At 59.0% G+C, this 15,712-nt stretch carries 13 protein-coding genes and 1 pseudogene; 5 read left to right on the top strand and 9 right to left on the bottom strand.

The features are described from left to right. The first annotated feature begins 84 nt into the window (after nucleotides 1–84). Nucleotides 85–450, top strand: a complete 366-nt coding sequence (locus ACYZT4_RS04240) for an isochorismatase family protein (protein ID WP_461985499.1) — start codon at nucleotides 85–87, stop codon at nucleotides 448–450. Between the two features lie 243 nt (nucleotides 451–693). Here the strand turns inward: ACYZT4_RS04240 and ACYZT4_RS04235 are convergent, their stop codons facing one another. Beyond that, nucleotides 694–1,770 (bottom strand): saccharopine dehydrogenase family protein, encoded by a 1,077-nt coding sequence (locus tag ACYZT4_RS04235; protein WP_461985497.1) that lies wholly within the window; start codon nucleotides 1,768–1,770, stop codon nucleotides 694–696. 267 nt (nucleotides 1,771–2,037) lie between these two features. Between ACYZT4_RS04235 and ACYZT4_RS04230 the strand changes: the two genes are divergently transcribed. Further along, nucleotides 2,038–2,274, top strand: coding sequence for a hypothetical protein (locus ACYZT4_RS04230; RefSeq protein ID WP_288110417.1), 237 nt, complete (start codon nucleotides 2,038–2,040; stop codon nucleotides 2,272–2,274). Nucleotides 2,275–2,357: 83 nt separating this feature from the next. Here ACYZT4_RS04230 and ACYZT4_RS04225 read toward each other — a convergent pair whose 3' ends face one another. Together ACYZT4_RS04225 and ACYZT4_RS04220 are read right to left on the bottom strand one after the other, a co-directional pair. Further along, nucleotides 2,358–3,440, bottom strand: a complete 1,083-nt coding sequence (locus ACYZT4_RS04225) for an alkene reductase (RefSeq protein ID WP_461985495.1) — start codon at nucleotides 3,438–3,440, stop codon at nucleotides 2,358–2,360. Nucleotides 3,441–3,468: 28 nt separating this feature from the next. Next, complete coding sequence (locus ACYZT4_RS04220) at nucleotides 3,469–4,209, bottom strand: SDR family oxidoreductase (protein WP_461985493.1); 741 nt, start codon at nucleotides 4,207–4,209, stop codon at nucleotides 3,469–3,471. A 100-nt stretch (nucleotides 4,210–4,309) separates the two neighbouring features. Here ACYZT4_RS04220 and ACYZT4_RS04215 point away from each other — a divergent pair, with 100 nt between their 5' ends. Beyond that, on the top strand, nucleotides 4,310–5,269 hold the full coding sequence (locus ACYZT4_RS04215; RefSeq protein WP_461985491.1) for a LysR family transcriptional regulator: 960 nt from the start codon (nucleotides 4,310–4,312) through the stop codon (nucleotides 5,267–5,269). 169 nt (nucleotides 5,270–5,438) lie between these two features. Here ACYZT4_RS04215 and ACYZT4_RS04210 read toward each other — a convergent pair. Both ACYZT4_RS04210 and ACYZT4_RS04205 read right to left on the bottom strand, forming a co-directional pair. Further along, a pseudogene (locus ACYZT4_RS04210) lies at nucleotides 5,439–5,674 on the bottom strand (hypothetical protein). A gap of 16 nt (nucleotides 5,675–5,690) precedes the next feature. Next, nucleotides 5,691–7,550 (bottom strand): ABC transporter ATP-binding protein, encoded by a 1,860-nt coding sequence (locus ACYZT4_RS04205; RefSeq protein WP_461985489.1) that lies wholly within the window; start codon nucleotides 7,548–7,550, stop codon nucleotides 5,691–5,693. A 217-nt stretch (nucleotides 7,551–7,767) separates the two neighbouring features. On the opposite strand from ACYZT4_RS04205, the gene ACYZT4_RS04200 reads away from it, so the two are divergent. Both ACYZT4_RS04200 and ACYZT4_RS04195 read left to right on the top strand, forming a co-directional pair. Then, a complete protein-coding gene (locus tag ACYZT4_RS04200) occupies nucleotides 7,768–8,151 on the top strand; it encodes a hypothetical protein (protein WP_461985487.1) in 384 nt (127 codons plus the stop codon). Between the two features lie 180 nt (nucleotides 8,152–8,331). Beyond that, entirely contained in the window at nucleotides 8,332–8,646 is a 315-nt protein-coding gene (locus ACYZT4_RS04195; protein ID WP_461985485.1) for an LLM class flavin-dependent oxidoreductase, read from the top strand. Between the two features lie 235 nt (nucleotides 8,647–8,881). Here ACYZT4_RS04195 and tauD read toward each other — a convergent pair whose 3' ends face one another. The 4 genes from tauD to ACYZT4_RS04175 form a co-directional block, all read right to left on the bottom strand. Then, nucleotides 8,882–9,715: a taurine dioxygenase gene (gene tauD, locus ACYZT4_RS04190; protein WP_461985483.1), complete on the bottom strand. Its 834-nt coding sequence runs from the start codon at nucleotides 9,713–9,715 to the stop codon at nucleotides 8,882–8,884. Between the two features lie 2 nt (nucleotides 9,716–9,717). Continuing rightward, nucleotides 9,718–10,704, bottom strand: a complete 987-nt coding sequence (gene tauA / locus ACYZT4_RS04185) for a taurine ABC transporter substrate-binding protein (protein ID WP_461985481.1) — start codon at nucleotides 10,702–10,704, stop codon at nucleotides 9,718–9,720. A 281-nt stretch (nucleotides 10,705–10,985) separates the two neighbouring features. Further along, entirely contained in the window at nucleotides 10,986–14,009 is a 3,024-nt protein-coding gene (gene ydiJ / locus ACYZT4_RS04180; RefSeq protein ID WP_461988539.1) for a D-2-hydroxyglutarate dehydrogenase YdiJ, read from the bottom strand. 34 nt (nucleotides 14,010–14,043) lie between these two features. Then, nucleotides 14,044–15,588 carry an amidase family protein gene (locus tag ACYZT4_RS04175; RefSeq protein WP_461985479.1) on the bottom strand — a complete coding sequence of 515 codons (1,545 nt, stop codon included), beginning with the start codon at nucleotides 15,586–15,588 and terminating at the stop codon, nucleotides 14,044–14,046. Nucleotides 15,589–15,712: the final 124 nt, after the last annotated feature.

Raw genomic sequence — 15,712 nt, 5'->3', positions numbered from 1 at the left:
TCGTTGTCAGGCAGCGTCGCCGCTGGCGCTGACTGTCCGTTACCGATACCCACCCCGCTCATAACGACAACACAGGATGTATCAATGACTTTTCGCAACGGCCTTACTTCGCTTCTTCGTCCACAAGATTCGGTACTCGTCCTGATTGACCACCAGCCTTTCCAGCTCACCAACCTGAACAGCCATGAGCCGCAAATGGTGGTCAACAATGCTACGGCATTAGCAAAAGCGGCCAAGGCCTTCAACATGCCGACTATCCTGACCAGCGTAATCGCCGAGCGCGGCGGTTTGATCTTTCCGCAAATCACCGATGTGTTTCCAGGCCAGACCGTCATTGATCGGACGCTCCTCAATACCTGGGAGGATCAGAAGGTGCTGGACGCGGTTAAAGCGACGGACCGAAACGGCTGGCGGACTGACGGAGGTGCTCCTGCACCATGCCGCCGGTAGCGGTATTGCGTATCTGTGGGAACAGCAATTGCTCAACACGCCGGTGCCAACTACCGCCGGGTAATTTGAACGGGGATGAAGAGACGTTTGAGCCGGGTCTTCCAAAGATCTGATTCGTTAACGAGGCTTCATCTCCTCTCCAGGAAACTTCGATACGTCGGAATCTAGACGCTGGGCTTGGTCAATGATTAGTCGTCACAGGCCGGCCACGGACCTGGCCTACTGCAATGCGTTATCCGACACTCAGTCGTCGCCAAACGATTCGGTGGCAGCTGTGTGCAGTTGGCGAACCGGCACAGAGAATACCGGCAGACCCAACGATCTCCCTCGCCCATCCGGCACTACTAAATCGCTGATCGTCGTTCCAGCGATCGTCCTCGCAAATCCACCCCCGAACAGACGCGCGGATGTTTCGAAACCGGACCGGTGTTCGCCGCCCAATACTCGACTCGCCGCTTCCACTGCCGCAAGTGGCGTGAAGGAATAGCCATTCACTGTCTCGATCACCGAACGAGCAATTGTCCCGTCGACGCCCGCCACCTCCGCCAATGCACGGGCACGATGGATCTCACGCTGCTCAAGGGTCGGGCCATCCGGCAGCAGCGACAGATCACCCTCGGGGAAGGCCTCTCCAGAGATGTGAACGAACATTGAGATGTTAGGGATTCCCGTTGAATACCAGCTGGTCACCAAGTCACCAAAGGACAATGGCGCACACAGGACCGGGCCTTCGCCGAAATCGAAGTGTCGCGGCTGCGCATCAGGCGCCGGGATCAGATGGCCATCGACTCTCGCCAATACACCCGCACCGATGATTTCGCTGACGCTCATCGCCGAGCCCCGCGACATCGCGCCAGGCACCTGAAGTGCGATGGTCAGCGAATGGGGTTGCGCCACACGAGCGGCGACATGCACCGCCAGGCAATCAGTGGTCGCCACATCCCAGCCCACACCGGGCAACAACATGACGTCGGCCGCCGCCGCTTCTGCGCCAAGCCGCTCAGCGAGGCGGTACACATTGATCTCGGCGGTGATATCCAGGTAATCGACCCCGGTTTGGATGCATGCACGCATCAAAGCCTCGGCCGTTTTCGCGAAAGGTCCCGCGAAGTTCAGCAGCACACTGATGCCGTGCAAATGCCGTTCTGGGCGATCATCAGGGGTGAATACTCGAAAAGGTACGTCCAGAAGCCTGGCGAGAGATTCAAGTTCCTTGGCATTGCGTCCCGCGATCTCGAAGTTCAGCCCCAGCGCCTTCGCGCGCTCTGCCGCCATCCGGCCGGTATAGCCGTTGGCGCCGTAAATCAGAAGTGTGCTCATGGGATTGACTCGTCGTGGATGAGAAGAGTGATCACCTTAATGACTGTCTGGGTTCAGGCGCGAAGCCAATCCTGCCGAAAACGTGCCTGTTTCTGCTTTATGCGTATGTGGTGGCCGTTCAGCCATGCGCTTGTCCGCCGGTGATTAACCATATTGGCGTGGTTATGAACTGCAGTTATCGGCCAAAAGCGGACATCGGGGTAGCGCAATTCGACGCACGCCCACAGACTGCTCATTCATCCATAACGCAGTTAAGGCAGTTTATTGATGCCCTCTCCACTCGACACAACCATTTCCATTCCCCTTTCGCCGGACGAAGCGGTTGTACTGTTTGAGTTTGTCCGTCGCTTCAGTGATACCGATAATTTGGCTATTGAAGATCAAGCCGAGCAAAGGGCCCTATGGAACCTATGCTGCATATTTGAAAAACACCTGAACCTGCCTGTGGAAGGCAACTACGCAGATATATTGCGTATGGCACGAGACAGGCTCAGGGATGAATGAATGGCAGCAGGGGGTGCGTTTTCTGCCTTTCTCGACCGGCAGAGAACGGCCAACAGCGGACATCCCTCGTCGATTCGCCATCTTCAAACGCTACCTGATGCCGGATAGTCCGAATACCCTTCCCTGCCTTGTGTGAACCAGGTGTTCATCTCACTTTTCGCCAATGGCAACTGCCGCGCTAATCGTCGAGGCAGATCGGGATTAGCAATGAAGGGTCGCCCAAAAGCAATTGCGTCCGCCAACCCGGCCTCTATCTGTGCCTGCGCCCGGGTGAAATCGTAGTCCGAGTTGAGAATCAGCACACCGCTGAACACCTCGCGGATTACTCTCGCAAGCGGTGGGCGCTCGGACTTGCCAAATGTACCGTCCAGTGGCGGCTCGCGTAATTCCAGATGAGCGATTCCAATCGAAGACAGTACCTCGGCCACACGCTTGAATAATCGCTCGGGGTCACTGTCACGCACGCCCTGCTCATAGCTGCTTGGGGTCAACCGAACACCTATGCGATCAGGGCAAATGACCTCCGCCACCGCCTGCGTGACTTCTTTCAACAAGCGAATTCGGTTATCGATCGAACCGCCATACGCATCGGTACGGAAGTTTTCGCTGTCACGCAGGAACTGGTCGATCAGGTAACCGTTGGCCGCATGAATCTGTATGCCATCAAAACCCGCCTTCATGGCATTGCGGGTTGCATGGCGAAAATCTTCCAGCAGCGCGGGAATTTCTTCCAAGGGTAATGCACGCGCAGGGGTATAGGGTTGCTTGCCTACGTAGGTGTGCGCCTGACCCGGGGCGGTGGTCACGGAGGCAGACACCGGCTGTCCACCTCCCAGAAAACTGGGGTGCACCACGCGTCCCATGTGCCAGAGCTGCGCGATGATTCGCCCGCCAGCGGCATGGACCGCATCGGTGACTTTGCGCCAGCCCGCGACCTGTTCGTCCAGCCAGAGGCCTGTCGCATAGGGCCATCCCAGACCTTGTTGGCTGATACCGATGGCTTCGGAAATGATCAGGCCGGCGCTGGCTCGCTGACGGTAATACTCCACCATCATGTCGGTCGGAATGTGGTCGCGAGTACCGCGCGCCCGAGTCATAGGCGCCATCAAAATACGTTGCGGGAGGTCGAGCGCGCCGATGCGCAGGGGATCAAATAGCGTGGTCATGAATCAGCCCTCAGATAAATGGACAGGATCAAACCAGACGTGCGCCGCCATCAATGTTGAGCACGGCGCCGTTCATGAAGGTGTTGGTCATCAAAAACACGGTCGCCGAACCTGCTTCCTCTGATGTGCCAAGGCGATGCAAAGGCAAAACCTGCTCCAGAGAGGCCACGAACGCGTCTCGACCCTCGCCCAATGCCTTGCCGAGGATCGGCGTGTTGATCGGGCCGGGCGACAGCGTGTTGACACGAACCGGTGCCAGCTCCAGTGCAAGGCCGCGAGCCAGTGCTTCCATGGCTGCCGATGCTGCCGCCAATACGGCAGTGCCGTAGGCATTGGGGCGATCAGCAAGAGAACCAGAGATAAAGGTAATCGACCCATCTTTTGAGAGCCTGTCACCGAGGGCACGGATAGCGCTGATCGCTGCCCAGATACGCTCATCGAACGCCCTGCGCAGATAGTCGACTTCAGCGGTCAGCACGGTTCCGGCGACAAAGGTACCGGCGAGCAGCACAAGGTGGTCAACGACAGGAATATCGGACAGTGCTGCTTCAACAGCATCGTTGTCGGTCACGTCCGCCGCACGCCATCCATCCAGACCATGCTCGATCGCAGCTTGCTCCGCGCGCGCTGCGTTCGAGCCAATCACAATGACATTGGCGCCTGCGGCTTTCGCTTGTATTGCGGCTGCCAGGCCGATGCCGGATGTGCCGCCGAAAATGACCACAGTGCGGTCGGCGAGTGAGGATGGAAGTGCTTGTGTGATCGTCATGATGAATCTCCGCTGGAACACCTGAATGGCGTTCGATGGAAAGAGACTAAAGCCATGAAGAGAGATTGATAATTGGGGGCAAAGTCGCTTTACTAGTGCCATGAAGGAACAAATTGGTTTAGACCGTTTAACCGGGCTCATCGCCTTTGCTCGAGCGGCCTCGCTGGGCAGCTACACCGCTGCTGCGCGAGCCCTCGCAGTGTCCCCCTCTGCCATCAGTAAAAGCGTGCAACGGCTTGAGGAGCATTTCGGGTTGATGCTGTTCACACGCACGACGCGCTCGCTAATTCTCACACCGGAGGGGCGCGACCTTTATGAGCGGGCCTTGCGGATTCTGCGAGAAGTAGAAGACATTGATCAGGCAGCCGTCGCTTCCCGAGCCGAGCCTTCAGGTGTTTTGAAAGTGACTGCCCCGCTGCCCATCGGTTTGAACATCCTGGCGCCTGCACTGCCCAGGTTTCGTGAGCAATACCCCAATCTGGCAATCGATCTGAGGCTCGGAGATCAGTATTCAGACATCATCGAGCAAGGAATCGACGTGGCGGTTCGAGTGGGCAACCTTGCGGATTCGCGCCTGGTTTCACGGCCTCTCGGGCCCCATCGAATCGGAGCGTTTGCATCACCTCACTACCTCCAGCGAAAAGGCATCCCGCTCACGGCTGAAGATCTTGCGGATCACGAGTGCGTGAATTTTCGCTACCAGAGCACGGGGCAAAGTTTGCGGTGGCCCTATCAGGCGGGTGAAAAGCAGCTTGAACTCGCGCCCGATTCAGCCTTTACCGTTGATGTCAGCGACGCGGTCGCGGCGGTACTGGCTGCCGGGGGTGGAATCGGTATATCACCGCATTATGTGGCAGCGCCCTACGTACGTCGGGGTGAGCTGATTCCAGTCCTTCCCCAGTTCACCGTGGAACGCTTCGCCATAACCGCCTTGTGGCCGGAAAGCCGACGAGGCAGCCCCAACGTTAAGGCGTTCATTGCATTTCTGATTGAGCTGTTCCCTTCAATGCCTCCATGGGATGACGTAGTGAACAAGGCGGCCGCTGCGAGACGGGGATGAACGGTTTCAGATAGGGTTAAATGCTGGAATGCGCGACCACGATCAGCCAACTTCAGCCGATGCCGACCGACAGCTATGGGTCGAAAGCGGACCAAATAGATTCGTCAAAATGAAAGTCAGATATGCCGTCGAAGACCAAAAAACGGGCGCACTCAGCGCCCGTTTATTGTCACACCGTCACTTGCTCCCGCAATCGGTGCCCGATCACATCCAGCAAGTCACAACCATTGCGCAACGGGATGACCAGCAGCAGAGAAAAGGCACCACTGTGTCGCAACCGAGTTCTGTGCGCAATGCGATGTTTTCCAGCATCTGAGTGACGGTGCGAATCCGGTAGTCAGCGGCAGCTTGCAGCACGTCGAGTGGCGCTTCGGTGAAGGAAACATAGGCTGGTCCTGGGACCAACCGTTACACCCTCCCCTCACGCCTGATCCATCGCCTCAAACACTCCCTTATCTTCCCCCAAAAACCCACCACTTTGATGCTGCCACAACCGGGCATACACCCCGTTCTTCGCCAGCAATTCAGTATGAGTTCCCTGCTCAATAATGCGTCCATCATCCATCACGATAAGCCGGTCCATCGCCGCAATCGTCGACAGCCGATGGGCGATGGCGATCACGGTTTTGCCCTGCATCATGTCATCGAGGCTTTCCTGAATGGCGACTTCGACTTCCGAGTCCAGCGCGCTGGTGGCCTCGTCGAGCAGCAGGATCGGGGCGTTCTTCAGCATCACCTGGGCGATCGCGACGCGTTGACGCTGACCGCCCGACAGTTTGATGCCGCGCTCGCCCACGAGGGTGTCGTAGCCGGTGTGGCCTTGCCGGTCGCTCAGTTGGCTGATAAACCCATCCGCCTGGGCACTGGCGGCGGCGCTGCGGATTTGCGCATCGGTGGCATCGGGACGGCCGTAGGCGATGTTGTCGCGAATGGAACGGTGCAGCAGCGAGGTGTCTTGCGTGACCATGCCGATGGCGCTGCGCAGGCTGTCTTGCGTCACGTGTGCGATGTTTTGGCCGTCGATGCGAATCACCCCGCTGTCGATGTCATAGAAGCGCAGCAGCAGGTTGATCAGCGTGGATTTGCCGGCGCCCGAGCGGCCCACCAGGCCGATTTTTTCTCCCGGTCGGATGCTCAGGCTGAGGCCATCGAGCACTTGGCGCTCGCCGCTGTAGTTGAAGCTGACGTTGTCGAAGGTGACCGCGCCGCCGGAGGTCACCAGCACGCCCGCCTCCGGCGCGTCCTGCACTTTGGTGCCCTGGGTCAGCGTCGCCATGCCATCCTGAACGGTGCCTATGCTCTCGAACAGCGAGGTCATTTGCCACATGATCCAGTGCGACATGCCATTGATGCGCAACGCCATGGCGGTGATTGCTGCCACGGCACCCGCGCCTACCTGACCCTGGTGCCAAAGCCACAGAGCATAACCACCGGCGGCCATGATCAATGCCACCACCAATGCCTGGTTGACGATTTCGAACAGGCTGACCAGGCGCATCTGGCGAAACCCGGTTTGCTTGAAATCCTCCATCGCAGCCCGGGCGAAGTGCGCTTCACGGTTGGAGTGGGAAAACAGCTTCACCGTCGTGATGTTGGTGTAGGCGTCCGAGATACGCCCGGTCATCATTGACCGCGCATTGGCCTGCTCCTGCCCGACTTTCCCCAAGCGCGGCACGAAGTACACCATCGCCAGTCCGAACAGCACGACCCAGGCAACGAACGGCAGCATCAGTTTCAGGGCGAAGCCCCCGGCCAGTGCGATGATCGCGATGAAATACACGCCGATCCCGGGTGCAATCTCGATCAGGGTGAAGAGCACGTCGCGCACGGCGAGCGCCGTCTGCATCACCTTGGTGGTGACCCGCCCGGAAAATTCATCGGAAAAAAACGAAAGGCTTTGCCGCAGCATCAAGCGATGGAAGTCCCAGCGCAGCCGCAATGGCAGGTTAATCGCCAATATCTGGTGCTGCACCATGGTGCGCAACGCCACCAGCCCGACGCTGGTCACCATGACGATGCCCATGCCCCACAACACCCGACTTTCCTGCGCTGCCGCCTCACCGCCAGCCTGCCAGGTCGAGAGCAGGTCCACGACCTGCCCCAGGAAGGAAAACAGCCAGGCTTCGTAAATCGACACAGCGGCACTGAGCAGCGCCAGCGCGAGGATGTAACCGCGGGCGCCTCGCGTGCAGGCCCACAGAAAACGACCCAGGCCGTTGGGTGGCGGGGGTACCTCGTCAGGAGGAAAGGGGTCGAGCCTTCGTTCAAATGCTCCAAGCATGGTGGTCTCCAAAACGATCAAGTGAGGGGGATTCTGCCATTGAACGGTTGCCTTGAGGGTTTTGCGAAGTCAGAGGCATGGCGCTGTTGGCAGGTGACCGGCGGTTAGGTTTCAGCCAGACCTGCGTTATCGCTGTTGAAAGCCGCTCGATTTTGACACGCGCGTATAGTGACGAGCCGGACTTTGCTCAGGCGCAACTCATGTGGAGTGACGTCAGATGACGCGAATATTGTTTGTCGGCCAGCAGCTGGAAACAGTGGACTTTTCTGATCCCGCTTTACCACCCGGATTGACGGTCGAGAAGATCCAGGCCGGGATCGACATTGCCATGGCCGCCATGGCCGATCGGGGCTGGCAGGCTGATCTTCTTCTGGTGCCACCGGACCCAACGGCGGGGCCTTTGCTGCAGAAGCAACTGGCCATGGCTCCCTACGACTGCGTGGTGATCGGCGCCGGCGTTCGCCTCCCGCCGAAAAGTCTTTTACTGTTCGAAGCGTTGATCAATGCCATCCATAAGGGTGCGCCGAATGCGTCCATTGCCTTCAACACCGGGCCAGCGGAAACTGCCGACGCAGCGGCTCGCTGGTTGAAAGGCGATTGATTGACGTTGTTCCCGGCCTCCCCTCACTGTGAAGAACCTGGCGACCAGCCCCATGGAAAAAATCGGTTTTCTGTCTGTTCGCCACTCGACCGCTGCAGCGAATTCGCGGACTTGGTCGGCCTCTGATGTGCTGCTGCAATCCATCGACCTGACGGTCGCTGCCGAAGAACGGGGGGGCGGATGGGGCGTTTTTCCGCGTCCATGATTTCGCCCAGCAACTGGCGTCGCCCCTTTCCACCGCTAGCGGCCGTCGGTGCAAAAACCAGCCGGATCGAGATCGGCACCGACGTCATCGACATGCGCTACGAAAATCCGCTGTACATGGCCGAAACCGCTGCGACGACTGACCTGATTTCCGGTGGCAGGCTGCAACTGGGAATCAGCCGTGGCTCGGGCGAACAGGTGATCGACGGCTGGCGCCACTTCGGCTACACGCCTGCTGAAGGCGAGGCCGATGCCGATCTGGGCGCGCCGACACACCGAAACGTTTTATGAGGTGCTGCTCGGCAAGGGTTTCGCGCAACAGAACCCGCGGTCCATGTTCGCCAATCCGCCGGGGCTAATGCGGGTCGAACCGCAGTCGCATGGCCTGCGCGAGGGCAACTGGTGGAGTTCCGGGTCGGACGCAACGGCGGTTCGCGCCGCGCAAATGGGCATGAACCTGCACACTTTGACCTTGAAGAACGATGAAAGCAGGCCGCCAGTTTGTGCGGCGGATACTGCCCAGCCATTAAAACGGCACATCACCCACAATCGTGGCCCTGTGCATCACTCTTCGCTCAGGACGGTAGTCGTCTATCGCGTAATGCTGGGTGATGCGGTTATCCCAAAAAGCCACGTCATTGGCTTGCCATTGCCAGCGAACCGTAAATTCGGGGCGGCTCACATGACTGAACAACAAGGCCAACAATGCCTCACTTTCCTTGGCGTTCAGCTCATTGATGCGCGTGGTAAAGCCTTCATTGACGAACAGCGCCTTACGGCCCGTCGCGGGATGAGTTCGAATGACCGGGTGAGAAAGGGGCGGATGATCTTTCCTGGCTTTCTCATAACGTTCCAGCGCCTCGGGCGTACTGCCAAAGCGTTCGGTAGGAAATGACTTGGTCAATTCATGAGTGGCCGTGAGGCCGTCCAGTAGCTGCCTGATCGGTGCGGACAAGGCTTCGAAAGCAGCGACGCCATTCGCCCACAACGTATCACCGCCAAAGGCCGGCACTTGCCGGGCTGCGAGTATCGAACCCATCGCCGGTGCCGCGAGGAACGTCACGTCCGTGTGCCAGATCGCATTGTCGCGTACGTCCGTGATGGCGGTGTCGATCAACAGCAACTCCGGATGTTGGTCGACATGCGGATAAATCGGATGCCGGTGCAGATCGCCAAAACGCGAGGCAAACCCCACGTGTTCGGCCGGCGTTATCACCTGATTGCGAAAGAACAACACCTGGTGTTTCAGCACCGCTTGTTCGACCCACTGATACTCGTGATCGCTCAACGGCTGGCGCATGTCCAGGCCCTCAACCTCGGCCCCGATAATCGGGCCGAGGGGGCGAAGAGTAAGGCTCATTGTTACTCTCCGATAAACTTGTCACTGACGAAGGATGCGTAGTCAGGCAAAACCTTTTCAATCTTCCCCTGCTCTTTCAGAAACTCGGCGGTCTTGCCGATTTCCTGCGCCGTACCACCCGCGAGAAACTGTGCACTCTTCTGCTCCGAAGCCGACGGGAAGTACGATCCATCGAGCAGTTCAGGAACGTCCGCAGCGTTGGCGCCGGTCAGCCGTGCGATGCTCTTGACCGGTGCTGAAGTGGCGGTCCAGTCGTTTTTATGCGCGGTATAGTCGGCAATCGCGGCGAGGCTGACTTTGGCAAAATCGGCCACGACCTTCGGATTCTTTTCCGCAAAGTCTTTGCGAGCGACCCACACTTCAAAGGTCGGAGCCCCCCAGTTGGAAACCTCGGAAGCGTCGGTAAGGATTTGGCCGGTTTTGCGAATCTCACCCAGTGCAGGTGACCAGGTAAATGCACCGTCGATATCGCCACGGGCCCAGGCGGCGGTGATCTGCGCGGGCGTCAGGTTGACAATATTGACCTTGCGCGGGTCGAGGTTCCAGTGCTTCAGCGCACCGAGCAAGCTGTAATGGGAGGTCGAAACAAACGGCACCGCGATGGTTTTGCCGAGCAGATCTTCAGGCTTTTTTATGCCACTGCCATCGCGAACCACCAGGGCTTCGGAGCTGCGAATCTGCGCGCTAACAATGAACGCCACCAGCGGCATGTTGCGCGAGGCGGCAGCCGCCAGCGGGCTTGAACCCAGATTACCGATTTGCACGTCCCCGGAAGCCATGGCTGCCAAAACGGCAGGACCGGCCTCGAATGCGCGCCAATCAATTTTTTTGCCAATCCCTTTCTCGTACTCACCATCGGCAATGGCACGTTTGATCGGGTCGATGCCATTGATGTAACCAATGGTCAGGTCTGCGCTATGCGCATTGAAAGACAGTACAGAGAGCCCCAAAGCCGAGATGAAAAATCTGGCCCGTTTCAGCGTTTTCATTGTTTGATTCCTGAGCGGATAGGATGGAGTGGCACCATGCTCGACTTCGGAGGCGTCGATCCGCTTAGATGTTAATGATCTATAAAAATTAGAATAAATAATTTTATGGAATTAGCTTAGATGGCATTTCCCCCTCCATAGCAGGGTCGCGTCACAACGATGTCCGTGTGCGAGTCGCTTCACCCGCGATGGTGCGGTCTGCATTACGGTTATCGGAATTTTCCAGGTGGTGACCACGCTGAGAAAAAAAGGGACCTTGGGCGATGACGTTGACGTAGGTCCTACCCTGCACGCAGATGCTCCAGGACCACCTCCAATGGATGCCGCAGTTGCCTGTCGGCCATTCGTTTCACCTGACTGCGGCATGAGTAACCGGTTGCCAGCGCTTCCCCGGACGTGTCCAGTTTTGTGGCCCATGACTGTTCGAAAATGGTCCGTGAGGTGGCCTGGTTTCGTGCTTCATGACCATAGGTCCCGGACATCCCGCAACAGCCGGTTGCCTCTGTCGCCAGTTTGAGCCCTAGCCGGGCAAACACGGTTTGCCATTGCGCAGTGCTGGCCGGGACGTTGGTTTTCTCGGTGCAGTGCGCCAGCAAACGAAAGGTCTCGATCACAGGGCGCGGGTTGTCCGGCAACGCATCGCAGAGCCATTCCTGGGGCAGCAAGACAGTGGGGCATTCATCGAGCCCCGCTACCTTCTGGTACTCCTGGCGATAGACCAGCGTCATTGCCGGGTCGAGCCCCACCAGCGGCACGCCGCAGTCGGCAAGCGCCTTGAGCTGAGTGGCGTTGCGGATCGCTGCCTTGGCGAAGGCGCGGAGAAAACCCTGAACATGCAACGGCTTGCCGTTGGCGCGATACGGTGCCACAAACACCCGATAGCCCAACTGATGCGCCAGTTGGATAAAGCTCGCCAGCAACGGTGTTTCGAAATAGCGGGTGAAGGCGTCCTGCACCAACACCACGCTGCGCTCTCGTTGTGCAGCGGTCAGTGCGCGCAAGGCCGGCACGCTGGCGACGGCGACCTCGCAGCGGGTCAGCGTGGCCTGCAAGTCATGGCGGTGGATCAGCGGACTGTCGAGCATACCGACCAGTCGCTCAAGCAGTTGACTGACCCATTTTGCGCCCATCACCGCGTTGTACAGGCCTGGCACCCGGGCCATATAAGGCAGGGTGAATTCCAGCGAGCCGATCAGGTAGTCGCGCAGCGGGCGTTGATAGCGACCGTGGTAAAGCTCCAGAAAACGCGAACGAAATTCCGGCACATTCACCTTGACCGGGCATTGGCCGGCACAGGATTTACAGGCCAGACACCCGGCCATCGCGTCGTAGACTTCATGGGAAAAATCCGCCACGCCGCGCGAGCGCGCCAGGTTGTTGCGCAACCGCGTCGGCAACCCGCTCAACCACGACACCTTGCCTCGGGCCGCTTGCAACACATCGATATTGGCCGCGCCTTGCAGCCGCAACCACTCACGAATCAACGACGCCCTGCCCTTCGGCGAATGCTGGCGTTCACGGGTGGCTTTCCACGACGGGCACATCGCATCGTTGGGGTCGTAGTTGTAGCAAGCACCGTTACCGTTGCAGTGCATGGCGGTGCCGAAACTTTGCCAGACACGCTCGTCGATTTGCCGATCCAGATCACCGCGCAGCGTCACGTCGTTGACCTTCAGCAAACCGTGGGTGGCCTCCGGAGGGGTGCAGATCTTGCCGGGGTTGAGCTGGTTGTGCGGGTCGAACGCACCTTTAAGCGCTTGCAGTGCCGGATACAGCTCGCCGAAAAACTCGGGAACGTATTCCGAACGCAAACCCTTGCCGTGCTCGCCCCACAGCAAGCCGCCGTAACGTCGGGTCAGCGCGGCGACAGCATCCGAAATCGGCTTGACCAGCGCGGCCTGGGCCGGATCTTTCAGGTCCAGCGCCGGGCGCACATGCAACACACCCGCATCGACGTGACCGAACATGCCATAGGCCAGGCCATGACTGTCGAGCAAGGCGCGAAACTCGGTGATGTAGTCGGCAAGTTTTTCCGGCGGCACAGCGGTGTCTTCAACGAACGGCTGCGGACGAACCTCGCCATCGACGTTGCCGAGCAATCCGACCGAGCGTTTGCGCATGGTGTAGACCCGGCTCACGGCTTCAGCCCCTTCGGCCAACGTGTGGCCGAGGCGCTCGATGCACGTGTCGGCCCGCAGGTGCTCGACGAAAGACGCCACGCGTGCATCCACTTGCGCCCGGTCGTCGCCGCTGAATTCCACCAGATTGATGCCAAGCGTCGGCCGCCCGGCGTCTGTCGGGAAATACTCGGCAACGCTGTGCCAGACGATGTCTTTCATCGCCAGCAACAATACCTTGGAGTCGACGGTTTCGATGGACAGCGGCTTCTGCGCCAATAGCGCGTTGGCGTCACGCAGCGCATCCATGAAGCTGCCGTAGCGCACATTCACCAGCACCGAATACTTGGGAATTGGCAGTACGTTGAGCTTGGCTTCGACGATGTAGCCCAACGATCCTTCGGCACCACAGAGCACGCTGTTGAGGTTGAAACGTCCTTGCTCATCACGCAGGTGCGCCAGGTCGTATCCGGTCAGGCAGCGGTTGAGTTTTGGGAACACCGTCGCGATCAGCTCCGCCTGGCTTTCCTGAATGTGCCGTGCCACCCGGTACACCTCGCCAATGCGGCCGGGTTGGATGCAGGCCACGTCCAGCGCCGCGTCGGACAGCGGATGACTGTGCAGGCGTTCACCACCGAGCAGCACGCTGTGCAGTTCCAGCACATGGTCGCGGGTCTTGCCATAGGTGCAACTGCCCTGGCCGCTGGCGTCGGTGTTGATCATGCCGCCGACCGTTGCGCGGTTCGACGTCGACAGCTCCGGGGCGAAGAACAGTCCGTGGGGTTTTAGCGCGGCATTGAGCTGATCCTTGACCACACCCGCCTGCACCCGCACCCAACGCTCGGCGACGTTGATTTCGAGGATGGCGTTCATGTGCCGCGACAGATCAACGACGATGCCATCGGTCAATGACTGCCCGTTGGTGCCGGTGCCACCGCCCCGCGGGGTCAGCTTGATCGGGCGAAAGCGCGGTTCGGCCATCAGGGTCGCGATGCGCGCAATGTCGTCCGCATCCCGCGGGAACACCGCCGCTTGTGGCAGGCGCTGGTAGATCGAATTGTCGGTCGCCAGCACGGTGCGGGTGGCGTAGTCGGCGCTGAGCTCACCGCGGAAGCCACTGGCACGCAGCGCTTGCAGAAATTGCGGGTACTGCGCCGCGGGTGCATCGGTGGGCAACTGAGCGATCATCGCAGGCTGTTCTCGTGTGGGTCTTGTCATGCCATTACCGGCCGAGGAACGCGTAGCCAAAACCGACCACCTTGGCATCTTCGCCATAGCCGCCAAGGAACGAAACGCCAACCGGCAAGTTGCCTTCGATGTTGCCTGCCGGCACCGTGATTTCGGGGAATCCCGTGGCCGAGGCAATGTACGAAGACGCGTAGGTATCACCGGCGGTGCAGACGTAACTGTCATCGGTCACGCCATGCACCACCGACGCCGGGCAGTTGATGGTGGCGAAGAACAGGCTGTCCACTTTGTTCTTCTTCATGATGTCCATCAGTTGCGCGCGCAACTGCGGAATCTTGTGGGAGAGGATCGAGATGTACAGCGGCGAATCGGTGCTGCCGGCATTCGCGACCGCTTCAAGGCCGGCCAGACGCGCCGGGTTCATGCCATGCGCAGCGTTTTCAGCCTGATTGTTCTTCGCCAGTTCGAGAAACTGCGCCAGCGTTCGCGGTTGGCTCGGGTTGAGGGTGCCAAGATAGCGTTCGAATTGCGGCTTGAATTCGCTCTCGCCCACAGGTCCGAGTACATCGCTCCATAGGGTTTCAAAGACTTTTGGCAATTCGATGGAGACCACCTTCGCGCCGCGCTTGCCGAGGGTTGCCTGGGCATTTTTAAAAACCGCATCCACCTCCGGGTTGGCCCCCTTGAAGTTGCTGATCACCCCGATGGTTTTACCTTGTAATGAGGAACGGCTCAGCGCGGGTTCGAACTGTATTTTATCGGCGGCCAGCTCCAGGGTCGCCGGATCGGTGGTGTCCTGGCCCTTGATCGCGTCCAGCACAATCGCCTGATCCAGCACGCTGTTGGTAATCACGCCACCGGTATCGAACGCCAGCGACAGCGGAATAATGCCGCTACGACTGATCAGCCCCAGCGACGGTCGAAATCCCACCGTGCCCGTGACGCTGGCCGGTGCGCGGATTGACCCGCTGGTGTCCGAGCCCAGCGCAAACGGTGCAAACGCCGCCGCCACCGCAGCGGCAGAACCGCTGCTGGAGCCCGAAGCGTCACGCTTGGTATTTCTTGGATTCAGCGTCTGGCCACCCAACGAGCTGTAGCCAAACCAGCCAAAGGACGCGGCGAGTTCCGACAGATTGGCCTTGCCTAGAAGGATCGCCTGCCCGTCGATCAGCTTCTTGACGGTGAACGCATCCTGTCTGGGTATCGACGAACGCAGCACGTAGGAACCGCCGGAAGTGACCATGCCGGCAGTATCAAAATTGTCCTTCACCACGAAAGGAATGCCCGCCAGCGGCGCGTACTTGGCATTGGGATTTTTCGCCCGCTGGGCATCCCACTGGCGGGCCTGATTGATTGCCTGCTCATTGAGGGTCACCAGCGCATTAATATGTTGGCCCTGGTGATTGTTCGCCTGAATGTTATCCAGATAGTGCTGGACCAGTTGTTCGGAACTCAGGGCGCCGCTATTCAACGCATGACGCATGTCGGCGAGGGTCATGCGATCAATACCGTCATCCGCCTGAGCACGTGTTGCAAGCAGCAACAACGAAAACGCCACGATTTTTTTATTCAACTGCATGGGTAACTTTCCTAATAATCAGGCGAACGCAATGAGCTCATGCCCCAAGGTTGTTGGGGTGAGCGCGACAAACAAGCAGGATAAAAACAGGCCAGCGAGAATGGGCTAGCCCGGACGTTGAAAC

The organism is Pseudomonas sp. GB2N2 (assembly GCF_054897705.1).
Note: the sequence above shows the minus strand (reverse complement) of the source record. Positions and strands in the feature narration are given on the sequence as shown.